The 24,485-nt window shown below is 58.7% G+C and carries 21 protein-coding genes; 10 read left to right on the top strand and 11 right to left on the bottom strand.

Features of this window, described 5'->3' with window-relative positions; genetic code table 11:
* The first annotated feature begins 156 nt into the window (after positions 1–156).
* The 3 genes from ACVWZG_RS05275 (at position 157) to ACVWZG_RS05285 (ending at position 1,829) form a co-directional block, all read left to right on the top strand.
* Positions 157–294: a hypothetical protein gene (locus tag ACVWZG_RS05275; RefSeq protein ID WP_011432392.1), complete on the top strand. Its 138-nt coding sequence runs from the start codon at positions 157–159 to the stop codon at positions 292–294.
* 94 nt (positions 295–388) lie between these two features.
* Complete coding sequence (gene mutY, locus ACVWZG_RS05280; RefSeq protein ID WP_457405273.1) at positions 389–1,453, top strand: A/G-specific adenine glycosylase; 1,065 nt, start codon at positions 389–391, stop codon at positions 1,451–1,453.
* Between the two features lie 100 nt (positions 1,454–1,553).
* Positions 1,554–1,829, top strand: a complete 276-nt coding sequence (locus ACVWZG_RS05285) for a hypothetical protein (protein WP_099812344.1) — start codon at positions 1,554–1,556, stop codon at positions 1,827–1,829.
* A 57-nt stretch (positions 1,830–1,886) separates the two neighbouring features.
* Here ACVWZG_RS05285 and ACVWZG_RS05290 read toward each other — a convergent pair whose 3' ends face one another.
* Positions 1,887–2,219, bottom strand: a complete 333-nt coding sequence (locus tag ACVWZG_RS05290) for a hypothetical protein (protein WP_414349980.1) — start codon at positions 2,217–2,219, stop codon at positions 1,887–1,889.
* 153 nt (positions 2,220–2,372) lie between these two features.
* Between ACVWZG_RS05290 and rnc the strand changes: the two genes are divergently transcribed.
* Both rnc and ACVWZG_RS05300 read left to right on the top strand, forming a co-directional pair.
* Positions 2,373–3,095: a ribonuclease III gene (rnc, locus tag ACVWZG_RS05295; RefSeq protein WP_011432396.1), complete on the top strand. Its 723-nt coding sequence runs from the start codon at positions 2,373–2,375 to the stop codon at positions 3,093–3,095.
* Entirely contained in the window at positions 3,092–3,319 is a 228-nt protein-coding gene (locus ACVWZG_RS05300; protein WP_414349981.1) for a hypothetical protein, read from the top strand. Before rnc ends, ACVWZG_RS05300 begins: the two co-directional genes overlap by 4 nt.
* Positions 3,320–3,391: 72 nt before the next feature.
* Here the strand turns inward: ACVWZG_RS05300 and ACVWZG_RS05305 are convergent, their stop codons facing one another.
* From ACVWZG_RS05305 to ACVWZG_RS05315, 3 genes are all read right to left on the bottom strand, one after another.
* The gene (locus tag ACVWZG_RS05305; RefSeq protein WP_457405383.1) at positions 3,392–4,645 is read right to left on the bottom strand and encodes an AI-2E family transporter; all 1,254 of its coding nucleotides are present in this window, start codon (positions 4,643–4,645) and stop codon (positions 3,392–3,394) included.
* A 159-nt stretch (positions 4,646–4,804) separates the two neighbouring features.
* Complete coding sequence (locus tag ACVWZG_RS05310) at positions 4,805–5,713, bottom strand: hypothetical protein (protein ID WP_457415282.1); 909 nt, start codon at positions 5,711–5,713, stop codon at positions 4,805–4,807.
* A 323-nt stretch (positions 5,714–6,036) separates the two neighbouring features.
* Positions 6,037–6,369, bottom strand: a complete 333-nt coding sequence (locus ACVWZG_RS05315) for an OmpA family protein (protein WP_414412828.1) — start codon at positions 6,367–6,369, stop codon at positions 6,037–6,039.
* A gap of 26 nt (positions 6,370–6,395) precedes the next feature.
* On the opposite strand from ACVWZG_RS05315, the gene ACVWZG_RS05320 reads away from it, so the two are divergent.
* Entirely contained in the window at positions 6,396–6,926 is a 531-nt protein-coding gene (locus tag ACVWZG_RS05320) for a hypothetical protein (protein ID WP_011432401.1), read from the top strand.
* Positions 6,927–7,029: 103 nt separating this feature from the next.
* Here ACVWZG_RS05320 and ACVWZG_RS05325 read toward each other — a convergent pair whose 3' ends face one another.
* The 4 genes from ACVWZG_RS05325 to ACVWZG_RS05340 all read right to left on the bottom strand — a co-directional run bounded on the left by ACVWZG_RS05325 (position 7,030) and on the right by ACVWZG_RS05340 (position 12,739).
* Positions 7,030–7,233 (bottom strand): hypothetical protein, encoded by a 204-nt coding sequence (locus ACVWZG_RS05325; RefSeq protein WP_041436260.1) that lies wholly within the window; start codon positions 7,231–7,233, stop codon positions 7,030–7,032.
* Between the two features lie 179 nt (positions 7,234–7,412).
* Positions 7,413–8,816: a 1-acyl-sn-glycerol-3-phosphate acyltransferase gene (locus tag ACVWZG_RS05330; protein WP_457405278.1), complete on the bottom strand. Its 1,404-nt coding sequence runs from the start codon at positions 8,814–8,816 to the stop codon at positions 7,413–7,415.
* Between the two features lie 139 nt (positions 8,817–8,955).
* The gene (locus ACVWZG_RS05335) at positions 8,956–9,408 is read right to left on the bottom strand and encodes an AbrB family transcriptional regulator (RefSeq protein ID WP_011432404.1); all 453 of its coding nucleotides are present in this window, start codon (positions 9,406–9,408) and stop codon (positions 8,956–8,958) included.
* Between the two features lie 565 nt (positions 9,409–9,973).
* A complete protein-coding gene (locus ACVWZG_RS05340; RefSeq protein WP_457405280.1) occupies positions 9,974–12,739 on the bottom strand; it encodes a cation-transporting P-type ATPase in 2,766 nt (921 codons plus the stop codon).
* Between the two features lie 399 nt (positions 12,740–13,138).
* On the opposite strand from ACVWZG_RS05340, the gene ACVWZG_RS05345 reads away from it, so the two are divergent.
* The gene (locus ACVWZG_RS05345; RefSeq protein ID WP_457405385.1) at positions 13,139–14,470 is read left to right on the top strand and encodes an NAD(P)/FAD-dependent oxidoreductase; all 1,332 of its coding nucleotides are present in this window, start codon (positions 13,139–13,141) and stop codon (positions 14,468–14,470) included.
* A 54-nt stretch (positions 14,471–14,524) separates the two neighbouring features.
* Here ACVWZG_RS05345 and ACVWZG_RS05350 read toward each other — a convergent pair whose 3' ends face one another.
* Both ACVWZG_RS05350 and ACVWZG_RS05355 read right to left on the bottom strand, forming a co-directional pair.
* A complete protein-coding gene (locus ACVWZG_RS05350) occupies positions 14,525–16,120 on the bottom strand; it encodes a protein kinase domain-containing protein (RefSeq protein WP_457405281.1) in 1,596 nt (531 codons plus the stop codon).
* A gap of 66 nt (positions 16,121–16,186) precedes the next feature.
* Positions 16,187–17,428 (bottom strand): HhoA/HhoB/HtrA family serine endopeptidase, encoded by a 1,242-nt coding sequence (locus ACVWZG_RS05355; RefSeq protein WP_457405283.1) that lies wholly within the window; start codon positions 17,426–17,428, stop codon positions 16,187–16,189.
* 192 nt (positions 17,429–17,620) lie between these two features.
* Between ACVWZG_RS05355 and ACVWZG_RS05360 the strand changes: the two genes are divergently transcribed.
* The 3 genes from ACVWZG_RS05360 to glgP all read left to right on the top strand — a co-directional run bounded on the left by ACVWZG_RS05360 (position 17,621) and on the right by glgP (position 22,254).
* Positions 17,621–18,154, top strand: a complete 534-nt coding sequence (locus ACVWZG_RS05360; protein WP_414417605.1) for a nucleoside deaminase — start codon at positions 17,621–17,623, stop codon at positions 18,152–18,154.
* Positions 18,155–18,416: 262 nt separating this feature from the next.
* Positions 18,417–19,601, top strand: coding sequence for a SpoIID/LytB domain-containing protein (locus tag ACVWZG_RS05365; RefSeq protein WP_457393626.1), 1,185 nt, complete (start codon positions 18,417–18,419; stop codon positions 19,599–19,601).
* Positions 19,602–20,052: 451 nt separating this feature from the next.
* Positions 20,053–22,254: an alpha-glucan family phosphorylase gene (gene glgP / locus ACVWZG_RS05370; RefSeq protein WP_457405285.1), complete on the top strand. Its 2,202-nt coding sequence runs from the start codon at positions 20,053–20,055 to the stop codon at positions 22,252–22,254.
* 103 nt (positions 22,255–22,357) lie between these two features.
* On the opposite strand, the gene ftsH is transcribed toward glgP, so the two are convergent.
* Positions 22,358–24,274, bottom strand: a complete 1,917-nt coding sequence (gene ftsH, locus ACVWZG_RS05375) for an ATP-dependent zinc metalloprotease FtsH (protein WP_457405287.1) — start codon at positions 24,272–24,274, stop codon at positions 22,358–22,360.
* Between the last annotated feature and the right edge of the window lie 211 nt (positions 24,275–24,485).

Below are 24,485 nucleotides of genomic sequence, written 5' to 3' on the forward strand. Positions count from 1 at the left end.
GGACGGTGCTTCTCCCCAGGCATGTTTGCGCCGGCGGTGCGGAGCACCTCTACTGGGACATCTTCGCCACAGCTTTCCCTGTGAATAGAGCTGGCAGATCTGGATCCCGATCAACATCCCTGACAACCCCAACGCCAGAGCTGGTAGGAGGCAAGGATGGCTGACTACAATCGCGGCATTATGAAGTTCAAGGGGGCAGATAGCCCAATTGTCGTTTTGATCTCGGCAGGAATTGTGGCCGGTGTGGTTTCGGCCCTGATCTGGTGGGCTTTGCACTTTGCTTACGCGGCTTGAGTCTCAGCCTCTTCCAGAAGCTAAGGGCAGCTTTTCCTGCGCTGCAAGCCTCCCGGACAAGGTAGGGAATTGGGACGAGGCTTTCTTGCAACGCTTGCGGCAGTCTCTTCAGCGTTGGTACCGTGAACACGGGCGGGATCTGCCCTGGCGCCGCACCCGGGATCCTTACGCCATTTGGGTTTCGGAAGTGATGTTACAGCAAACCCAGGTGGCAACAGTTATCCCCTACTTTCAGCGCTGGATGCAGACCCTGCCCGGGATCCCAGCACTGGCGGCAGCCCCCCAGCAGCAGGTGCTGAAACTGTGGGAGGGCCTGGGCTACTATCGGCGGGCCCTGAACTTGCACAAAGCTGCCCAAATTTTGATGCGGGAGCGAAACGGTGAGTTCCCCAGGGATCTGGAGCAGGTGTTGGCTCTGCCGGGGATCGGGCGCACCACAGCCGGCGGCATTCTCAGCGCTGCCTTCGATCAGCCTTTGCCCATTTTGGATGGCAACGTCAAGCGGGTGCTGGCTCGCTTGGTGGCTTTGCAACAGCCTCCGGCCCAGTGTCTGTCCCTGCTGTGGCAGCTTTCCCAGCAATTGTTGGATCCCGTGCAGCCACGGGCTTTTAACCAAGCCCTGATGGATTTGGGAGCTACCGTCTGTCGTCCCAAAAAGCCTCACTGTGGCCGGTGCCCTTGGCAAGCGGATTGCAGCGCCTACAATCGAGGTCAACACCAACAATTGCCTATGTCTGCACCCCGTGCCTCCCGTCCTCATAAGCAAATCGCGGTTGCCATTGTTCTGCGGGGAAAAGAAATCCTTATCGATCGACGACTGGAAAGCTCAATGCTCAGCGGGCTGTGGGAGTTTCCCGGAGGCAAAATCGAGCCGGGAGAAACGGCTGCTGAGTGTGTAGTACGGGAGGTAAAAGAAGAAATCGGCATCGATATCGAGGTGGTCGCGCCGCTAGCCACCGTCGAACATGCCTATACCCATTTCACCGTTACTCTTATCGCTTTTATCTGTCGCTACCTGGGCGGAGAAGCCCAAGCCCTGCAATGTAGCGAGGTGCGCTGGGTCAGCCCGGCGGAACTGTCGGAATTTCCCTTCCCAGGGGCCAATCAAAAGTTGTTTCCCCACTTGTATGCTTGGCTGGCAGAGCATGGCAACCCATGATGAACCCACCCAATCCGCCAAATGGCTTAGACCCTTCTGGAACGTTTGCCCCAAGACATTCGATAGGATAGTAGATGTCCTGCTGCCGTGAGCTACGGATATGCTTGTCACTCTGGAAAAAGCGGGGGAGATTCTGGCTAAGGGATCCCACACAGCCATCACAACCACAGATGGCAAGATCGCGCTGGTGCCCAAGGGAAAAGAAACCCTCAAACTGACGGCCAACGAAGCCATTAACCTAATGTTTTACGTCGTCCGCTCCGCTGAACCGGCAGAGACGGTGATGGCCCAACTGGAGGAGGCAGTTGCCAAAGCTCAAGCCCCCGATCCAGCCGAGGAACGGGCCAGAAAATATCGAGAACTTCGTGGCGTCTAAAGGGGTGGCATTCGTGCCGGGTGGAGCCTTTCGCCAACTGGAGAGAGACTCCAAAACTTAAAAGCAGGAGGAGCTGAGGGCGACAAACTTCCCATCGGTGGTCCACCCCAGCAACATTGGCTCCTGCGGTTGAATGGCCCGTCCGGTGAGAGCACAGCATTGGGCTTGGTGGGCCGTGGCCGGGAAGCTGGCCCGAATATCCTCAGGACTGAGGGTGGCAGCCCCTTGAGAGTGACGCAGGACATAACTCCAAAGAATTTCCCGTATGAGGGCCTGGTAACCCTGATTTCCGGCCAACGCCTTCAGTCGCTGCTTCAGCTCACGTTCCAGCCGAATGCTGGTCACTTCCATCTGGGTCGTGGGAATGGGGGAATGGGCGCGGATGGGCATGCAGGGATCCTCCCTCGAAAAGCCTATACTACTCCTGTAGCATAGCTGGCTTACCGCCTGAGCGGGGATCCCGGCTGGGGTGGGATGGCCCAGGTCAAAATGGGCCTAAGCTGTGCAGTTCTGACCGCTAAGGCAACGTCAGCACCTGAGTGTATGGTTGAGTTGATCCCGCCCCGTCGCCGTGCCTTGGAGCATTTGCTGGCCCGCCTTGGATTCAGGGATCCGGCTTTGCTGGAACAACTGCGTTGGGATCTGCTGGATCAGGCTCTGATTCACCCTTCTCTGGATGGCCGACGGAACAACGATCGGCTGGAGTTGTTGGGGGATTCTGTCCTGCGGATTTTGGTTACGGAATTCTTGTTTCAGTCCTATCCCCATCTGTCGGTGGGAGAGCTGACCGCGATTCGCTCCGACCTGACCAGCGATGCTTACCTGGCAGAACTGGCGGATCTGCACGGCTTGGATCGCTACCTCGAGGTGGGATCCAGCTCTCAAAACGACTTGGCCGGACGGGGTCGGCGGCTGGCGGATGCTTTCGAGGCTCTGCTTGGGGCTTTTTATCTCAGTTGGGGTATTTACACGCTGCCCAGGCTGCATCCCTGGCTGGATCCCTATCTACACCGGCGAGTGGAGCAGTGGTTTCAAGACCCCACTCGGCGCAACCCCAAAGCAGCCTTGCAAGAACTGACCCAACGCCTTTGGGGTAGCCTGCCCGAATACCGCCTGGTGGCCGCCCAGGAGCATCCCCCTCATTTCACCATGGAAGTTTGGGGGCAAGGGCGGTGCTGGGGCCGCGGTGAAGGTCGCTCGAAAAAGGCTGCGGAAATGGCCGCCGCTGCTCAAGCCTACGAACACTTGCAGTCGGAGAAGACATGAGAGGCAACCACCGCTACGAGTTGGCCAGTTGGTTGTTTTTGCTGGGGAGCAGCCTGTTTGCGGCGAGCGAGGTGATGACCTTGGGTAGCGACCCCCCTCCGTGGGATCCCGCAGCTCCAGCCTTTCTCAATCTCAAGGTTGTCCAAACCCTGCTGGGGATAGGAGCCAGCCTCCTGTTCGTCGTAGGTAGTGCTCTGTTCATCCTCGATGCCCGTCACCGCTGAGATGTGCACCCTACCCAAAACCACAGCAGCCCTTCTCCGAGAGCAACAGAGGCGAATCAGATGAGAAGCTTGCTAATAAGGACTTCTTCCGGCTACGGGATCCGCAGGCGAGAGACTTTCTTTCTGTGGCAACCCTTCCGGCTCGTTTGACGAGTCATTCGGACGAGAGGAAAAAGATGGCTCTGGGCTGCTCGCGTCGGCAGGATCCATCCCCGGCAAAGCCAAAGAACCAGCAGCCTCGGTGGCCCGAGCATACAGCCTGGCTCGAACCTCTGCCTCCTGCTTGGGCTTCAGATAAAGGTTCTCCAGCAGCACCGCCATACCCGCCACCCACGGGGGGGCGATCACCGCCCCAACAATACCCAACAACTGGGTACCGCCCAGCACCGCCAGCAACTGATACAAGGGCTTCACCTGCACCGAGGATCCCACCAACAGAGGATCCAACACATAGGTTTCCAGGTTTTGAACGGCAACGTATAGGATCAGCACCCACAAAAAAGTCCAGCCCCCCTGAACGATTGCCACCACCAAGGCGGGCAGGGATCCCAGTACCGGCCCAATGAAGGGGATAAGGTTGGTAAACCCAGCGATCACCCCCAGCGCCAGAGCAAACTCCGACAGGCCCAGAAAGCGAAGCGAGACGGTGATCATCACACCCAAAATGGCAGAGACCAGCACCCGCCCCTGAATGTAGCCCCCCATGCGCTGGGCCATCGGGTGTACCTGCTGAGCCAGCCGGTCATTCCAGGGATAAGGAAACAACTCCACCAAGCCCCGCACCAAGTCAGAGCCGCTCACCAGCATGTAGCCGGAAATGAAGAGGGTCAGCACCGTGGTTAGCAGACCACCCAGCAAACCGCGGGTGAAGTCGAAAGACTGCACCAGCACCCGTTGTCCCGAGCGAACTGCCCAGCTCATCAACGACTGAGGATCGAGCAACTGGTTTAAGTAGTCCAGCGCCGCCGGATCCACCCCCGCCAGATCAGCAATCCAGGTGTCCACCAGCAGTTGTAGTCGCTCCAGATAGAAGGGCAACCTCGCTAGCAACCGCTGGGTCTGAGTTACCACCGTTGGGCCAATGAGCAGAGCCAAGCCGGCAATCCCGGCAATTAAGCTCAAATACACCAGCACAACCCCCAGCCAGCGGGGGATGCGTAATCGCTCGGCCAGATCCACCAGGGGAGCCAGCGCTGCCGCCACCACCACCGCGATCATCACCGTCAGCACCAAGCTGCGCAGTTGCCACAGCAGCAACAACAGCATCCCTGTGGCCACCACCAGGGCTACGGAGGATACGGAGATGGTCAATTGTCTTCGGCTCATCATCTGGCTGGGTTCTCTTCAGGGGGGCGTTCAAGCCCCCCTAGGTAACAGATGGCTCTACCATCCTGGCCTGGCTTGGACGAACTTGCCAAATGCTCCTGGGCAAAGACCCCAAACCCAGCGCTTCAGATCCTCAGCAAAAACCCCGCCAGAGCTGAGCTACCGCAACAGTTCCCTCCGCACCGCTTCTACATATTCCAGCAGCCCCGGGGATCCCCCGCCCGAAACCTGCCACAACATCAAAGCGCTACCCAAATCGGAAGCGGCACCAGCCCTATCCTCTCCCTGGTAAGCGCGCGCCATACCGCGGTGGTAGTAACCTTCAGCCCGCTGGGGCTGCACCTCGATAGCCCGGCTGAAATCCTGAACGGCCAAATTGAAGTCGCAGATGCTGGCCCACATCAGGCCGCGATGGACATAGGCCTCGAAAAGATCGGCAGCACTTTGATTTTGCTTGGCCAGCTCAATCGCCAGATGCGACACATCAAACGCCGATTCCAGATGGCCTTGTTCGGCCCAGATGCGAGAGCGGATCAAGTGCAGTTGCGGGTTGTGATAGGCAATCCGATCCAGAGGAGACAAGGTTGCCAGAGCCTGCTCAGGTTCTTGCAAACGCTCGTGTTGGATTTTGGCCTTGAGCAAATAGGCTTCAGCCAGATAGGGATCCAAAGCAATGGCAATATCCAGATCCCGCAGAGCGGAGCGCATCAGGTAAGCAATGGCAGAAGCATGCTCCGGCTGGGGTAAAGCAGCAGGATCCTCCTGAGACTGACGCCAGAAGTATTGCGCCCGTTGCAGATAAAGTTGCGCATTTCCCGGCTCCTGCTGGATGAATTGGGTTAGCAGCGCCAGCTCATTGGGAAGATCCGCCGGAGCAGAGGATTGAGAGAGAGTGGGATCCTGACGCCGAGGCCGTGCCGGCACGGCAAGGCTTGGGTTGGAACGGCCAACAACCCCGGCGGGCTGGGGATCTGCCTGCTGTACCAGCAACTGATGAGCCTGCTGCTGGTGAGCTAGAGAGCGTTGCTCAAGCTGCTGTACCCGTTCTTGCAGTTGGGCTTGCCGCATGAGCCAAGATCCAGAACCTGCTTCATCTTCAAACAAGGCCTGGGATGAGGGCAGGGAGTGCTCCCAAGCTTGTAGAGAAACCTCAGTGACAGGACTCTGGCTCTTACGAGATGAGGCCAACCAGCCACATTCGCCGATCAAAAACGGCAAGGACAGCAAACCCAACAAAGCCGAGCCGGAGAACAGAAGACTGGGCCTAAGCATGGATCCCACCCCTTGAAATAGCTTAGAAGTAAAGAGTTGCCTCTAAACTAGTTCGCCGCAGCCGCAGTGTCCAGAGTTTCGGCGATGCTTGCCCTGAGCCAAAACTCAGAAACTCTCCCCTAGGGGATTCTGCCACCCGCCAGATCCACCAACTCCACGCGGCGATTCTTCGCCCGGCCTTCCTCAGTGGTGTTGCTGGCCACAGGAGCAGAGAACCCCACACCAACCGGATAGAGTCGACGTTGCTCGATACCCAGCTGAACCAACCGGTTGACAACCGCCTCGGCCCGGCGTCGCGAGAGACCCAGATTATAGTCGAAGCTGCCGGTCGCATCGGTATGACCGACCACGAGGATGCTGAGGTCGGTGCGCTCGCGCATCAGCTTGGCGATCTCGGCAAGGGTGGGCTCGGCAGCCGCTTCAATCTGATCCGAGTCATAGGCAAAGAGAATGCCGTAGAGGAAGTGCCACCCTTACCTTGGTTCAGTTCGACTCCCAGGATCCCTATGAAGTCATTCACCGCTTCAAGCCAATTGCTGAGGTCCCTGAGCTGACCCGCGAGACCTACGTGCCGCGAGCTTCTACTCCCTTGCTGGATGCCATGGGGCGCGGCATCATCGACCTAGAAAAGAGCCTCAGCGAACTCAGCGAGGCAGATCGCCCGGCCAAGGTTGTGATGGTTGTGGTAACCGATGGGCAAGAGAATGCCAGTCGCGAGTTCCGCAAAGAGCAAATTGAGAAGATGATCAAGGAAAAAACCGAGAAGGAGAGCTGGCAGTTTGTCTTCTTAAGCGCCGATCTGGCTGCCATTGGGGATGCCCAAACCGTTGGCTTCGCTCCCAGCGCGTCCTTGCTATATCAGAAGTCTAAATTGGGCAGCGCAGGAGCGTGGACTTCTCTCTCTCGGCGCACCTCCGAGTACCGATTGGCTGTTCGCCAGAGGCTTATGTTCCTTGATGAGGACCGACAGCATCCCGACGATCCGAACAAGGGCAAGGAAGAAAGCTAATCCCTCTGCGGATAGGGCTTTGTGGGCAGGTTGACACGGGAAGCCCCTCGGATCCAGGGAAAGGGGAAGTATCGCAATGACCTCTGGGCCAGGGGGGATCCCTTCAGCGCCGTCGTCTGGAGCAGCGACGCAGTAACCAACTGGCGGCGGCCCGGTCGCCTTCATCCCATGCCAACCGCTCCACGGCCACCATCACCATCGAGGTGATCACAGCTTCACTTAAATGGCGAGAACGCAAATGCTGCACGGCTGAAGTGGCGGCCTCCAGGTCGCGTCTGCGAATGGCGCGGAGCAGCTCATCAGACATAGACCAAGCCAACGAGCCTCACTTCCTTTCTGCCCCCTTTCTACCCCAAGAGCCAGAAACTTCCCCTTTCCTTCACCTGCTTGTCAGATAATGCAAAAGTTCGTCTTACTTTCCACGAAATATCTCACAAGATGTCTCAGGAATTGTTACACTTTTTGCCCCTGAGCCGACTAGGCATGTCAGACAGCAGGGAGGACCGCAGGGGAGCACGGGATCCCTTTGATAAGCCGCTCCATTTCTGCTTGTAAATCTTGGGTGAGGGCTTGTACGGCTTGTCGGCGGTTGGCCTGGTAGGCGGGCCAGCGTTCGGAAACCGAGAGGGGATCCCCAATGCTGAAACGGGCCAGGCGGGGTCCCAAGCGGGGGGGAGCAGTTCCAACAGGATTTTCTCCTTTGATCCAGGCCAACAGGCTCCAGAGGCGTAGAGCAGTTTCCGCCAACTCGTCTAGACTTAGACTGGGCTGCTCGGGTATGGGGCGCACCGCAAACACCATCAAGGTTTCCGCCAAGCGCATGTGCCAGAGGTGAAAACTGGCCTCAGCAGCTACTCGATTGGCCAGCCCCCTCTCCAGAGCCGAGAGACCAGCAATATCGGCAATATCTTCGCGGTAGATCCAGGCCCAGCCCGCCTGTTCGATGCGGTGCCGCCGCTCGATGAAGTCTCCTTGAGGCTCTAGGCCGAAATGTTGCTCGGCCACCCGCAGGGCCAGATCTGACAAGCTTTGAAGACGCGCCAACAGATCCCCCTCTTTAACTTGGGCTCTATCTGCAGCAGGAAGAGCAGGGGCATAGAAGCGCTCATAGAAGGTCTGCATGACCTGGAGCAGGTGTTCTCCCAAGCGAAGGATACGGGCCAGCAAAAAGGCTTGACCGGCGTGAGCCGAGCGCGTGGGCGGCAGCTTGCAATCGGCCTCCATGCGGCTGAGCAATCTATTCAGAGCGGCACTGGGATCCCGCAAGTAGGAATAGCGAAGGCCTACCGGCAAGATCAGCACCTGCTCTGGCCGTCCCGCCTTGTGCAGATCCTCCACCGCCCAAAAGCTCATCTGGGCTACCCCCGGCTCCAACGGGTTGAGAAGACTGCTCATACCGTTGATCGTTCCTTCTGGAGCTACCGCCAGCGGATATCGGCCCGATACAAACTGCTCACGAGAACTTTTTAGCCCTGCCCGATCCAGACGGCCTCGCAAAATCGGGATCCCGCCCAAGCGCGGCAAGCCCCAACGGGCAACGGATCCCAGCCACAGAGGTAGGCCGCGGTCATAAACAAACAAAACGTGGGGTCGGCCCCGAAAGCGGATCCCCTGGCGTTGGGCCACCTGCGGCAGAAGATGGGCAAACAAGTACATCAAGCAGGGGGGATCATCCAGGGTCGGGTGTCGAAACGCCACCAACAGGCGAATCTTGCCCGCCTCAAACTGCTGATAAAGCTGAGCCAAACGCTCTCCCCCCTCCACTTCAACGCGAGGGATCCCTTTGGTCCATCGCAACCAAAGGGGCAAGCCTGCTTGAGCGAAATGAACGACCCAAGGCGTCAATCGCGGCGGCAAAAACTTGAGGGGTGGCTGAACCTTCTGTTGCATAGGGATCCTTATCTAGGGTCAGAAAGAGGGTGAACCTAGGCTTTGGATCCCATCTTAAAGAGGGCAAAGCGGGAAGAAAGCTGCGCAGTGACAGTTCGTCAACTGGATCCCTTCTCCTCACTCCCGGCCCGGCAGCGGCTCAAGCCCCAGCAGTTTTTTTCCGGCGACCGCGAGTCGCTTTGGGGGAAGCTTCTTTACTTGGGGTTGACTCCTCCACCACCTGGCCGTTTAGCACTTGCTTGAGGTGAATGTGCTTGTAACCCAGCTGAATCTCAAACTCATCCCCAGGCTTGAGATTCATTTTTTCGGTGTAGGCCGACCCAATGATCAACTGCCCATTTTTGTGAACGCTGACCCGAAAGGTTGGTTCACGACCGCGCTTGTCTCGGCTGGAACTTGGGCTGAGACTCAGACCTTTTGCCGCCAGCACCGCGTCATAGAACTCATTCAAGTTGACGCGAGGCTTGTTGGTCTTGGTCATGGTTACATAGCCACATCGCTTTGCCGTTTCTCGGCGCGGAAGATGCCCCAACGCTTCGACCTTCTGCAGCAGAGCCTTCCCGGTTAAAGGTTGTGGTGGTATATCTGACATTTTTTAATGTCCTACATCCTTCTCTTAAGATCATACCCTTGTGATGTACTCCTGCAACCGAAAGTCGGAGGCTTTTTTGAAGACAGGTTTTTCTCCTGTTCCTTGAGCCAGCAGCTCCGAAGGAAAAACCTCGTCTCCCTCAAGAGGTGTTCCTGCCCTTGCCAAAAGGTGATGGGGGCAAAAAGAACTCAAGCCCTGAAGAGTGCTGGGGCTTTTGTGGATGGAGCTGACAAAAGATCGCCTTGGGGGTAGTACCGCGGTGTAGATCCGACTCACCGCTTTCTACAGCCTCATCCCCACTCGTCGGCTGCCCCAAACTCTGATCACAGCCAGAAAACAGGCTCGACTTTCCAAAAAACCGCCGCTGAGATGGTGATTGCCTTGCGCAAATCGGTCGAAAAGACAGCCAGAGCGGTGTGAAGCTGGATGCCATCAGACCTAGGCCAGCAGGCATTTTTATCTCTTGGCAGAGGCCGGCTACATCTGAGTAATGGCTGAGGGATCCCCTCTTCGGCACTTCTTCAGATGGGAGCGCAGTGAGCGCGAGTTGCCCAAAGCAAGTTATTCATTCAGGATCCACTCGATTGGCTGCCGCTGAGACAACGATGAGTGGCAAGCTCACCAGCAAACAAAAGCCCCACTGCTCCCAAGACAGGGGTGCTGTGTCGAAGATAATGTTGAACAGGCTCCACTGGCTGAAGAGGATCTGCAGCAGGATGGCCGCCCCAATGCCGATGGCAATGGCTGCTGTATCCATGAGGCGCTCATGGCGCTCCAATTGGCTGGCACGTCCACGACCCAGCAGGGTAGGAATGGCTTGGCTGAGGCTGAGCAAATAGAAAATTCGCCCGATCACCAACGCTTGGATGGCCATGGTGCGGGCCAGGTTAAGGTTGCCGGTGGTTTGTTCGATGTATTCAAAAACCCCGAAGATCAAGATCCAGTTGAACACGGACACCAGCAGGATGCGCTGCAGCAGCCTAGGAGAGAGCAAGTTGGCCTCCGGATCCCGCGGTGGGCGAGTCATCTCTCGGCCTGTGCTCGGCTCAAAGGCAAGAGGCACCGTCATGGTGATGGAGTTGATCATGTTTAGCCACAGCACTTGAATGGCCAGAATGGGGAGCTCGCGGTTGAGCAGCACGCTGAGGAGAATCGTCATCGATTCCCCCCCGTTCACCGGCAGGATGAAGGCAATGGCTTTGAGCAGGTTGTTGTAAACCGTGCGCCCCTCCTCAACGGCTGCCTCAATGGAGGCGAAGTTGTCATCGGTCAGGATCATGTCGGCAGCAGCTTTGGCCACTTCGGTGCCGCCTCGCCCCATGGCAATCCCCACATCTGCTTGCTTTAGGGCCGGAGCGTCGTTGACGCCATCGCCGGTCATGGCCACGATCTGCCCCCGCGCTTGCAGAGCTTCCACCAGGCGCAGTTTTTGCTCTGGCACCACCCGCGCGAAGACGGATCCCCGATTGGCAGCTTCCACAAATTCCTCCGGGCTGAGCTGCTCCAGATCTCGACCGCTGTAGGCTTGCACAGGTTTTCCACCCCCCAGGCCCATCTGCTCGGCAATGGCTTGAGCCGTGAGCACGTGGTCGCCGGTGATCATCTTCACCTGCATCCCAGCCGTTTGACAGGAACGCACGGCGGCAATGGCCTCCGGCCGCGGCGGGTCAATCATTCCCTGCAAACCGAGGAAGATTAAACCCTCCTGCAGATCTGGGTGATCCACCCGAGTTTGGCTGCTGGAGACAGGTTTCTGGGCAAAGGCCAGAACTCGCAGCCCTTGTCGTGCCAACGCCTCCACCTGCTGGCGAATCCGCTCCTCTTCTAGAGACTGGATCTCCCCCTGGGATCCCATCTGGCTGCGGCAGCGGGGCAGCAGGGCTTCCACCGATCCCTTGACATAGATGCAGTGCTCTTCTGGCCCCAGGCGGTGCAAGGTGGCCATGTACTGAAACTCGGATTCAAAGGGGATGCTGTCCAGGCGAGGGCGGCGGCGCTGCAGTTCTTCCAGATCCAGACCCCCCTTCTGGGCTGCCACAAGCAGAGCCGCCTCGGTGGGATCCCCTACCACCTCCCACTGGCCGTTGTCTTTGGGTTGCAGACGGGTGTCATTGCAGAGGCAGCCGGCCAAGAGACAAGCCTGTAACGCCAGCAGCCGCTCCACTTCCACTGGATCACCCCCCTCCTGGGCCAGGATTTGTCCCTGAGGACTGTAGCCACTGCCCGTAACTTGGTAGAGCTGGGATCCGGCGTAGATGGCCTGCACCGTCATCTGGTTTTCCGTGAGGGTGCCGGTTTTGTCAGAGCAAATTACCGTAGCGCTGCCCAGGGTCTCCACCGCCGGCAGCTTGCGGATAATGGCGTGGCGTTTTGCCATGCGGGAAACCCCAATCGCCAAGGTTACAGTGACTACCGTCGGCAAGCCTTCGGGGATAGCACTCACCGCCAGCGCCACTGCCGCCTCAAAGACACTGGCCACCCCCTGTCCCTGAACCAATCCCACCAAAAAGGTGAGCCCGGCCAAGCTGAGGATGATCCTGAGCAGCATGAGGCTGAATTCCTCGAACTTGCGTGTTAGGGGAGTTTGCAGGGATCCCCCCTTTTCGACCAACTCCGAGATACGGCCTGTTTGAGTCTGGTTGCCAATGGCCACCACCACCCCTGCTCCTTGGCCGAAGGTAACAAAGCTGCCGGCATAGGCCATGTTCTGGCGGTCGGCTAGGGGTGTGTCTTCCGCCAGGGATCCCAGCCGTTTTTCCACCGGCACCGACTCTCCGGTCAGGGCCGATTCATCCACCTGCAAGTTGCGCACGCTCAGCAAGCGCAGGTCGGCGGGCACCTTATCTCCCGAGCTCAAGAGCACCACATCCCCCGGCACCAGCTCCCGCGAGGGCACCCGCAGTTTTTGCCCCTCCCGGATGACAGTAACCTCCGTCACCACCGACTGGGCCAGGGCGGCGATCGCTTCCTCCGCTTTGGACTCTTGGATGTAGCCGATGAGAGCGTTGATTACCACCACCGCCCAGATCACGATGGCATTGCGCCAGGATCCCAAAAACGCCTTGACCGCCCCGGCAACCATCAAGATGTAGAGCAAGGATTGGTTGAACTGCTGCAGAAACTTCACCCAGGCCGGGGTAGCCGCCTTGGCCTTTAGCTCGTTGGGGCCATATTGCTTCTGCCGCTGGATCACCTCAGCTTGAGACAGACCCCGTTCCAAAAGCGCTGCCAGAGGCAGTTCCTCTGCAACAATTTGGCGGGCAACATCCTCTTCGGGCAGGGCGTGCCAGGGAGCAACCGGCAATGAGCCAGCAGGGATGGACTTTGCCATCGTGATGAAGGTCTCCAGTTGAATCGCAACAGAACTTGAAGGCCAGCCGTGAACCCAGCGGCAAATCCTTCGTACAGTCCACAGCCTAGCGGATGCTGCTCATCCTCCGAGATGCCACTGCTGCCACCAGCGTCAACAAAGCCTAAGTCCTAGGCTAAGATTTGCCTCAAATTCTCGACAGCTTGAAAAAATGGCTATATTCTTATCAAGTGTTATGGTTACAATTGTTCCACACCTGCAGCGCCCTGAAGACTGGCGATCCGCAGAGTCTTCTACGGATTGCCGGTTCAAGGTTGTTGCTTGTCATTTAACAGGTTCTTCCGCATTAAACTAAACAGCTTCTTGAGCTCAAGTTCAGTTCTGTTTGAGGAAACTGCTGTGTCAACGACTACTAAGCCAATGGAACTCAAAACCCAATCCCCACCCGCCTCCACCCAAACGAACGGGCGCCCCAGCGTGGAGGGATCCATCTCCAGAACTTCGCAACCTGTCATTCACCATCAAATTGTTGTAGTGGGAGGAGGGGCTGCCGGCATCAGCGCAGCGGCCCAGTTGCTGGAGCGCAAGCGCAATCTTGATATCGCGATTGTCGAGCCCTCCGACAAGCACTACTACCAGCCCGGCTGGACATTGGTAGGGGGAGGTATTGCCCCCCTGGCCAAGTTTATCCGGGACGAAAGGACTGTGATCCCCAAGGGAGCCACCTGGATTCAAGCGCGAGTGGCAGAGCTGGATCCAGATCACAACCGCGTCATCACCGAGACCGGCCAGGTTATTCAGTACGACTACCTCATAATGGCCCCCGGGATCCAGATTGACTGGCATTTGATCGAGGGCTTGCCGGAGGCGCTGGGCAAGGGAGGAGTAACCAGCAACTATTCCAAGGACTACGTCTCCTACACTTGGGAGACCATCCGCAACTTCAAGGGAGGAACAGCCATCTTCACGTACCCGGCTACGCCAATCAAGTGCGGCGGCGCCCCTCAAAAAATCATGTACCTGGCCGACGATGTCTTCAAAAGCAAAAGTGGGGTTGGCGTCAACACCAAGGTTCTCTTTTGCACAGCCACTCCCACTCTCTTTGCCGTGCCGGAGTACAGTGCTGCCCTGGAGAAGGTGGTAGAGCGGCGAGGGATCCAGGTGAAATTCAAGCACAACCTCAAAGCCATCCGGCCTGAGACTCAGGAAGCCATCTTTGAAGTCACCACCGACAATGGCAAAGAAGAGGTGAGCCTGCACTACGACATGATCCACGTGGCTCCGCCCATGAGCGCTCCGGACTTTGTCAAGCGCAGCCCCCTGGCCGGGCCGGGAGGATGGGTGGATGTGGATAAGGCAACGCTGCAGCACACCCGCTACCCCAACGTGTTTTCCTTGGGAGATGCCTCTTCTCTGCCAACGTCCAAAACGGCGGCTGCCGCCCGCAAGCAAGCGCCGGTACTGGCCGAAAATCTCTTGGCTGCCATGCAGTCCAAGCCCCCGGTGGCCCAGTATGATGGCTACACCTGTTGTCCCCTGATCACAGGCTATAACTCCCTAATCATGGCGGAGTTTGCCTACGGGGGGAAACTGGCTCCCTCCTTCCCGCTGGATCCGACGCGGGAGCGCTACTCCATGTACCTAGCCAAGGTGCATCTATTACCCTGGCTCTATTGGAACCGCATGCTCAAGGGCAAAAAGTTTGAGGCAGACATTTTCAAGCCCATCAACAAGCTGGTGCACCGCTACTAGGGCTTTCTATCCCCTCACTCCCCAGCCCCTCTCCCTTTGGGAGGGGGGAGTTTTTTACAGGCAAGCTTTGAACTTTTTCAATACCGCCCGATCCAGCATCAGCAGCGCCGCACGTAGGCCACCTGAGTAGCCCCAAAAAAAGCCCACTGGCAGATGACCCTTGGGCGCTGCCAGACGGGTTGTGAGCTCCCCATACCCCAGCCAGCGGCCCTGCACCTGCCAGCCGACTCTTTCCCCCATGCAGTCTTCGCGGGGCAAGGCTGAGAAGGAGCCCGAACGGATCCCTCCTCTTCCCTCCGGGTCACACTCCTGCCAAAGTTGCTTCTGGACGGTAAAGCCAAAGCGCCCATGGCTGGCCCGCACCCACAGTTGGTCAATCAGCCGCAGCATTGGGCAGGGGAAGGCCTGAACATCCTTGGGATCAAAAAAGCCCACTTGCGAGCGCCCAGCAAGCTTCAGCATCAGGGCTGTCGTCCAGCGATCCGCCTCCCCCCACTGCCCCGCTCGCAGCCGATCCCACAGACCTTGCAAGGCAGGGGCTGCTTCCCCCACCCACTCTGGCCAAGAGAGAGTTCCGGGCAGGGATCCCCCCTCCCCTCTCTCCTCTGGACAGACCTCAGGAAAAATCAGGGATCCGGGCCCTGTCTCTCTTTTCACCGTCGGGGGGGTGGGCGGTGCCACCAGTTGCTCCAGCTCTTCTGCCGAGTGGCTGGCCAAAAGCTGTTCCAGCTCGTCTTGGGGTTCTGGAGGCTGGGCCAAGACCTGCTCCAGCTCCCGCAGCTCTTGGGTGTGGATGGCCGGCTCAAAAGCAACCCGCTTTCTCTCTTCTTGAGAGGCTTCTGCCGGCAACAGTGCCAACCATTCGGCCATGGTTTGCGGGCGCTCTTCTGGGTGGAGAGCCATCCCTTTGAGAATGGCAGCCTCCACAACCTCGGGAATGTTGGGGTTAAGGCTGCGAGGGGTATCCAACTGGCGGCCTGTGGCCCGCACTGGCGCACACATAGGCACCATCCCCGTCAGCGCCGTGTAGAGGGTTGCTGCCAAGGCGTAGACATCGGTGAAGGCGCCGCGGCGGCGCAAGCTGTCGTATTGCTCTAGAGGAGCATAGCCATCGGTGCCGTAGGAGGTGTGGCGTTGGATCAGACCTTGGGTGTAGCCGCGAGCTAGGCCAAAGTCGATCAAAACTGCCTGCCCGGATCCCTCCCGCACCATGATGTTGGCTGGTTTCACATCCCGATGCAGGATCCCCTGTTCGTGCAAGGCCATCAGGGCAGATCCCACCTCCCGCGTCAGGCGCAGGGCTTCCGGCAGGGGCAACGGCCCCTTTTGCCGCAGAAGCTGGTGCAGAGTCTGGCCGCGGATGTACTCCATGACAATGCACCAGCGCTCCTGCTCCCAGATCACTTCTTCCACCTTCACCACATGGGGATGGTGGCAGCGGGCCAGTTGCAGCGCCTCATTCATGAAGTTCTGCTGGAAGTGGGGATAGTCGGGATCCTCACGAAGGCTGTCGTTCAAAACTTTGATGACCACCTGGTCGGCGCGAACGCTATCCCAGGCCCGGTAGGTAATGCCGAAGCCCCCCTCTCCTAAGATGGCCTCAATGCGGTAGCGCCCCCCCTGTAGTCTTTCGCCGACTGCCCAAGCCATACCTGACCCCCGCCTCTAGGGCCATTGTGTCACGGGGATCAGTAAATTGACGGCACATAAAACTGCTTAGAAGTCTACGGGCAGCACTCCCGTCTTCACCTGGAAGGTGCGCGCCTGTCCATCGCGGATGACCCGCAGCGTCAGCGTATTGCCCACCCCAGCGGCTTCCACCAACTGCTGCACCTGCTCGGCATCGCGGATGGCCTGCCCATTGATTTCAGTGATCACATCCCCCTCCCGCAAGCCAATCTCCTCAGCCGGGGATCCCGGAATCACCTGCCCGATCAAGACCCCTTCTTCCACTGTCAGCGTGGTGGGACGAGCGGGGTCGCGGTTGAGGCGGGCCACAATGTCGGGGTTGAGGGTGATCATGCGAATGCCCAAGAAAGCGTGCTCTACCCGACCATTCCGGATCAATTGCTCGGCAATGTCCATGGCGCGGTTGATGGGGATGGCAAAGCCCACACTCTGGGCCCGCTGGAAGATGGCCGTATTCACCCCAATCACACGCCCTTCCGCATCCAGCAGTGGGCCACCCGAGTTGCCGGGGTTAATGGCCGCATCCGTTTGCAGGAAAGTCACCCGCTTGTTGACAGCCCCAATTTGCCCGGAGGAGCGCCCAACAGCACTGATGATCCCGGCAGTCACGGTATTGTCTAGGCCCAGCGGGTTGCCAATGGCAATAGCCCAATCCCCTGGTCGCACCAAGTCAGAGTTACCCAGGGTAACCGTGGGCAGATTCTCCCCCTCAATCTTGATCACCGCGATATCGGTAACTGGGTCTGAGCCCTTCACCTCCCCTTCAAAGGTGCGCCCATCCAGCAGGTGAACCCTGACTCGCTCGCTGCCTTCCACCACATGGGCGTTGGTGAGGATCAGGCCACTGGCGTCGATGATAAACCCCGATCCGGTGCCTTCTTGCCGAAACTCCTGCGGCAACTGCGGTAGTTGATCCCCAAAGAAGCGGCGAAACAGGGGCTGGTTGAACAGTTCTGGGTTGACCCCCCTCGACACAGTGCGGGTGGCATCGATGCGCACCACCGCTGGGCCGACCTTTTGGGCAACGGCGGCAATAAAATTAGAAGGCCGGACAGCATCGGCGGGAGGAGCAGAATTCGCAGCCTCAGGGCGGGGCTCAGACCAGGGCAAAAGGGATCCCACTCCCTCACCGGCCCGTTGCGTCCAAGTGACCAGAGGAGTTTGCTGTAACCACTCCTGCCCCGCTCGAGACGATAGCCAGACCCCACCTGCGACGCCTCCACCAAACAGAGCCATCGCCAAAAGTGTGTGCCGTAGAATCCGCGCCATGCTCCCTCCCAAAGCTAAGCCGTATCGCCAAGACTCAAAAGGCGTGAACCCGCTCCCCCGACTTACGCCATCAAGACCCAGTTCACTCCTGGTCTATTCTATCTATTCCTACTCTTTACTTTTGGATGTTCGGGGTATGTGTGCTTACCCTAGCAAATCTTGCGGGCAAAGGCAGTGCTCGAAACACCCAAAATGATCGGGGATCCGAGCGAGCTCCATTCCTCCGAGCCACAAGGGCGGGATCCGTGGCAGCGCCACCGCGCCTGGATGCAGTTGGCCTTGCGAGAAGCTAAGCAAGCAGGAGAAGCTGGAGAGGTGCCGGTGGCCGCTCTGGTGGTGGGGCCAGGGGAAAAGTTGCTGGCTTTGAGCAGCAACCGGCGGGAACGGGATCGGGATCCCACGGCCCATGCGGAGATTCTGGCCCTACGGCAGGCAGGGCAGCGCTTGGGCGATTGGCAGCTGCAGGGCTGTCGGCTGTATGTGACCCTGGAGCCCTGCCCTATGTGTGCGGGGGCAATCAGCCAATCGCGGCTGGCCCAGGTAATCTACGGCGCCGATGATCCCAAGGCCGGGGCTTTGCGCAGTGTACTCAATTTGCCTGCCTCCGCTGCCAGCTTCCATTGCCCGGAGGTCATCGGCGGAGTCTGCGAGGCCGAGTGTCGCCGCCTATTGCAGCAGTGGTTTTGCCGCCGCCGCGGGATCCCCTCTGAGCCGGCTGAATCCTGACCGAGGGACTGGGGGCGGAAAATTCTGGGTTGAAGTCGTGCATCTGCAGGATGTTTTTGATACTGTCATAACGGGTTCGGCTGGCCCTTGCCCGGGATCCCGCACCAGCCTCAAAAAAGGCTTTCCGAGTGCGGGATCTCTTGAGCCCAACGGTGGCCGCTTGGGTTGTTGAGGGTGCGTCGGCCCTATGCCTGGATTCTCAAAACCCGACTTGTCCGGGATCCCTCGCCGGCTGTGATACTCTTTCCCAGAGGATTGGTGTGTGACTATTGCCCTCTCCTTTTCTCCTCTCCCATCAGCTTGGCTTAGGAGTATTGCCCTTCTGGTTTGGGCTTGGCTGTGCTTGACCTTTCCGGTGCAGGCACGGGTACTGCTGCGGGTAGGTATTGCCGTCAACAAGCCCCAGGTCACCGTCGGCAGCTCTACCGGAGCCCGCCTGTTGAATGCCCAGGGACAGCCGCTGGCAGAGGTTCAGGCCATGCAACCGCTGCAGGCCAGCCGTTCGGGTTCAGCAGTCAGTTTGGCCGGCCAACAGGGAGAACGTCTTTACCTGCAGCCCACTGTCCCCGATGGGTTGGTGTTTATCGACCAGAATTGGTACCGTGGCTTGGTGGAGTTGATCCCCGGCGAGCGCGGGGTGATTGCCATCAACCAAGTTGGCTTGGAGGACTACGTTTCCAGCGTAGTGGGCAGCGAGATGGGACACCGTTTTCCCATGGAGGCTCTCAAAGCCCAAGCCGTGGCCTCCCGCACCTATGCCCTCTACCACCGCAGTCGCCGTTCCCAGCAGCCTTTTGACTTAGGAAACGGGATTGATTGGCAGGTTTACAAGGGAGTGGCTGCCGAATCCAGCCGTACCCAAGCGGCTGCCCGTGAGACCGCCGGGCAGGTTCTCATCTACCAGGGGCAGTTGATCAATGCGGTTTTCCACTCCTCTGCGGGGGGACATACAGATGATGCAGGCAACGTCTGGTTAGAATCGCGGCCCTACTTACAGGGGGTGCCCGATTTCGATCACCACTCACCCGTGTTTAGCTGGACGGCCACCGTTCCTGCCCAACAGATTCAGCAATTGGCTGCCGGGATCGGTGCCATTCGTTCTGTTGAGGTGCTGCGCAGCTCCCCGTGGGGACGGGCAATCACGGTGCGCCTGACGGGATCCCAAGGGATCAAAGATCTCAATGCCGGCGATTTTCGTCGGGCTCTAGGGTTGCGCAGCACAAAGATTGCCATTAGTCCGCGCGGGGAGGCCACCACTACGGCCAGCCTGGCTCCTGTGGCAGGGACATTCCCGGCTTTCTTTGAGATTCAGGGGCGCGGCTACGGACATGGCGTCGGCATGAGCCAGTGGGGAGCGGCTGGGATGGCCAGCCAGAACTACTCCTACCAACAGATCCTCAGCCACTACTACCGCAACACCACCTTGGCAGTGGTGGAAGGACGTTAGGGCTCAACTTCAGGGAGAAGCCAACAAAATCATCGATTGGTAGCAAAAGCGGCTGCAGTTTTTAAGAGCTTATGAGAAGCAGCATTTTAATTGAACCGGAGGGGTTCCCCAAGGGTTCGTTGGGGTTCTGTAGATTTTGTTAACTTTGAGTTAACTCTAATGTTGCACCATCTCTTACGATAGACGGGCAGCTTCTAGACGGGCAGCTTCTGCCGGAATCGAAAGCTGGCCTGCCTGCGACCCCTGTTTTTGAAGGCTCCGCGCTGCTGTGGCAAGATCGGGAGAAGCCCTGGAAAATTTGGGTTACGTCCCCTGAAGATTTTGTAGAGATCTTGAATTCCCCCCTCAGAATCCTCAGGATCGGCTCAATAATAATTGAGATACGTTTACCAGGATCGACCTCTACCTCTTCTTTTTCGAGCCCATAACTTTAACCCCAGGTATCTGTCCTATGTCCATTGCCACCTTAGCTCCTGCTTTTCCCGAACGTTGTCCGGTGCTGCCGGAAGCGCTCACGCCCCTGTGCGAGATCGCCCGCAACTATTGGTGGACCTGGAACCCCGATCACCTCACCATTTTCCGGGAAATGGATCCCGCCCTGTGGGAAAAAACCTCCCACAACCCGGTGCGCATGCTGGAGGAGGTTTCCTACTTGCGGTTGGCAGCCTTGGCCACCGATGTGAACTACCTCAACACGTTGAACCGGATGGTGCAGTCCTATCGGCAGTACATGACGGCTGAGGATACCTGGGCCAAGCGCACCATGAAAACCTACGACTGGCAGCGTCCTATTGCCTATTTCTGTGCCGAATACGGCTTGCACGAGTCTTTGCCCACCTACTCTGGCGGGCTGGGTATGTTGGCCGCCGATCACCTCAAGTCGGCTTCAGATTTGGGGGTGCCCCTGGTGGCCATCGGGTTGCTCTACCGTCAGGGCTACTTCCAACAGCGCCTGGACAACAATGGCTGGCAGGGGGAGCTTTACGAAGACTCTGAGTTTGAGTCTCTGCCGTTGACTCTGGTGCGCCAGCCGGATGGCAGCCCTCTGTTGGTGGAAGTGGCGATGCGGCAGCGGTTGGTGAAGGCGCGGGCCTGGCGGGCGGACGTGGGCCGGGTACCTCTTTTTCTGCTGGACACCGACCTGCCGGAGAACGACCCCATCGACCGCTGGATTACCGCCCACCTCTACGGGGGCAGCACCGATACTCGCATTGCCCAAGAGTGCATCCTGGGTATCGGTGGGGTGCGTCTGCTGCGCCAGTTGGGTTTGGATCCCATGGTTTATCACATGAATGAAGGGCACGCTGCTTTCCTGACGCTGGAGTTGCTGCGGGAGGAGGTGGCGCGGGGCACCCCCTTCGAGACGGCGGAGGCCAAGGTGCGGGAAAAATGCGTGTTTACCACCCATACACCGGTGCCGGCTGGCCACGATGCCTTTAGCCCCAATGAGATGGATGCGTTCTTTGCCTCTTTCTGGCCACAACTGGGCCTGACGCGGGAACAATTTTTGGCCTTGGGAGCTCGGCGCACCGGGGATCCCTGGGAGCGCTTTAACATGACGGTGCTGGCTTTGCGGTACGCGCGGGCAGCCAATGGCGTAAGCAAGCTCCACGGACGGGTTTCTCGCGAAATGTGGCATGTGCTCTACCCTGAGCGATCGGTGGATGAGGTGCCCATCAGCTCCATTACCAATGGGGTTCACGCCCGTACCTGGGTTTCCCCCCTCTTCTGGAATCTCTACGACCAGTACTTGGGCCCCGATTGGCCGGAGCGGGTGTCAGACCCGGAACTGTGGGCCAAGGTGGAAGAGATCCCAGATGAAGAACTGTGGCGGCGCAAAGAAGCTCTGCGGGAGCGGCTGGTGTCTTTCACCCGTCACCGAGTGTTGCGGGCCCGGCGCAATCGCGGCGAAAGCAACGAACGCATCCAAGCGGTCAACCAGTTGTTGGATCCCAAGGTCTTGACGATTGGGTTTGCCCGTCGCTTCAGCGCCTACAAGCGAGGAGATTTGATCCTGCGAAATCTGGAGCGAATTACCCGCATCTTCACCAACAAAGAGTACCCTGTGCAAATTATCTTCGCCGGCAAGGCCCATCCCCGGGATGAAGGGGGCAAGCGCCTGATCCAGCGGGTGGTGGAATGGTCGAACCGGCCTGAGGTGGCCAACCGAGTCGCCTTCATCGAAAATTACGATGCCTATGTCGCTCGCAATTTGGTGCAGGGGGTCGATGTGTGGCTGAACAACCCGCGACGCCCTCTGGAGGCCTCCGGCACCTCAGGACAAAAGGTGGGCTTCAGCGGGGGATTGAATTTGTCGGTGCTGGATGGGTGGTGGCCCGAAGGTTACAACGGTCGCAATGGCTGGGCTATTGGCCAAGAAATCGAAGGTCTGGATCCCGCTGCCCAAGACGACTTGGACGCCAACTCCCTCTACGACTTGTTGGAGTATGAGGTGATCCCCATGTTCTACGACCGGGATGAGAAAGGGATCCCGCGCCGCTGGATTGCCCGCATGAAGGAGGCCATCCGCACCCTCAACCCCGTTTTCAACACCGACCGCATGGTGGCCGAGTACGTGCTGAAAATCTACGAGCCTCAGCCCCTGGAAGCAGGGGTGAGCCGGACTCTGTTGGGTTCGGCTGCTGCCGGCTAGGGTGGACTCCCCCTCTCCCAGCGCAAATCATACAAAACATTGGGATCCCTCTCTCCTCAAGAGGAAAAGCAGGGATCCCAAGTTTGCGCTTGGGGAAAAGAGACTAGGCGCTGGCGTTGACGGCCATAGGCAGAGTCAGCGGTTCTGGCTCCTCTTCGGGGGGCAACATCACCACCTCAGAGTTGTCGATGATGGCCTGCAGCTCTTCCCCATCGATGGTTTCGGCCTCCACCAGGCGGCGGGCAATCCGATCCAAGAGGGCGCGGTTTTCTCGAATCAAGTAGGTAGCCCGTTGGTAGGCCTCGTTCACCAGCCGCCGCACCTCTTCGTCGATGAGGGCTGCTGTTTCCTCCGAGAAATCCCGTTCTGCGGCGATTTCCCGGCCCAGGAAAATGTTGGTGTACTGGCGACCTAGGGCTACATTTCCCAGGCGATCGCTCATACCGAAGCGGGTCACCATGTTGCGGGCGATGCGGGCCACCTGCTGCAGGTCACTGGCTGCCCCTGTGGTGATCTCCGACTCTCCATAGACCACTTCTTCGGCCACGCGCCCACCCAAGGCAACAGTCATCATGTTCTTCAGATGGGCACGGGTGGTGAGCCCCATGTCGTCATCGCTGGGCATGAACCAAGTGAGACCACCCGCCTGGCCGCGGGGAATGATGCTGACCTTTTGAATGGGATCGTAGTTGGGCAAGAGGGATCCCACCAGGGCGTGTCCTGCCTCGTGGTAGGCCACCAGCTCCTTGCGCCGCTCGCTCATGAGGCGATCCTTCTTCTCTGGGCCAGCCAACACCCGATCCACGGCGTCGTTGATCTCGTCCATCGAGATCTCGGTGAGGTTGCGGCGGGCCGCCAAGATGGCCGCTTCGTTGAGTAGGTTGGCCAGGTCTGCGCCGGTAAACCCAGGGGTGCGGCGGGCCAATTTCTCCAGATCCACATCGGCGGCCAAGGTTTTGCCGCGGGCATGCACCTTGAGGATCTCCAGGCGGCCCTGGAAGTCGGGGCGATCCACCGTCACTTGGCGGTCAAAGCGACCGGGCCGCAGCAGCGCTGCATCCAGCACATCCGGTCGGTTGGTGGCCGCAATGACGATGATGCCGGAGTTGCCCTCAAAACCGTCCATCTCGGTGAGCAACTGGTTCAGGGTCTGCTCCCGTTCGTCGTTGCCACCTCCCAAGCCAGCTCCCCGCTGGCGACCGACTGCATCAATTTCATCGATGAAGACGATGCAGGGAGCATTTTGCTTGGCTTGCTCGAACAGGTCCCGTACCCGCGAGGCCCCCACCCCAACAAACATCTCCACAAACTCGGAGCCGGAAATGGAGAAAAAGGGCACACCTGCTTCTCCGGCTACGGCGCGGGCCAACAGGGTCTTACCGGTGCCGGGCGGGCCCACCAGCAGCACCCCGCGGGGGATCTTGGCTCCCAAAGCGGTGAAGCGCTCTGAATTTTTCAGGAAATCCACCACTTCTGCCAGCTCCAGCTTGGCCTGATCGATGCCGGCCACATCGTTGAAGGTAATTTGGGTTTTCGGCTCCATCTGCACCCGTGCCCTGGATTTGCCGAAGTTGAGAGCTTGGCTGCCTGGGCCATTTTGAGCCCGCCGCAGCAGGAAAAAGAGCCCCAGCAAGAGCAAAACCGGCAGGAAGAAGGTGCTGAGAATGCGCCCAAGTAGCCCCTCCTCTTGAACAGGGCGTACCGCCAGCTCCACCCCGTTGGCAACCAGGGTGTTCTCAAACTCGGGGGTAAGGGGGGGCAGATTCACCTGCACTTGGGTGGCGCGGTTGTTGATTTCTGCCTCGGCGATGGCAACCTGGCGACCATCCGGGGCCGTCTCCACCAAAACTTTGCTGACCTCGCCCCGTTCAACACGGCTGATTAGGTCGGAGTAGCTGATCTCCAAACGCTCAGCCGGGCGAGTACCAAAGAAGGTGGTGGCTAAAGAGATCAAGACGATGGCCAGTAGCGCATATAACCCCGCGCTTCTCCATTTCTTGTTTTTACCTTTCTGACTCACGGAAGTGTTTCCTCCCAAAGGGTGTTTTTGAATCGAACTCGCAGATGGCGACTTGTGGGTAACAATCTGGGGTCGAGTGGGTTCTTGCAGCAACAGACTGTTAATTAATATTAACCTGACTGAGAGGGTTGCCGGGGATCCCTGCAATTCCCCTCTTCTGGCCGGGAGTTTGGGGATAGGATTGAGAGACCAAGGCTGGACCGTCAGTCAG

The sequence above is a fragment of the Thermostichus sp. OS-CIW-33 genome, assembly GCF_054059615.1.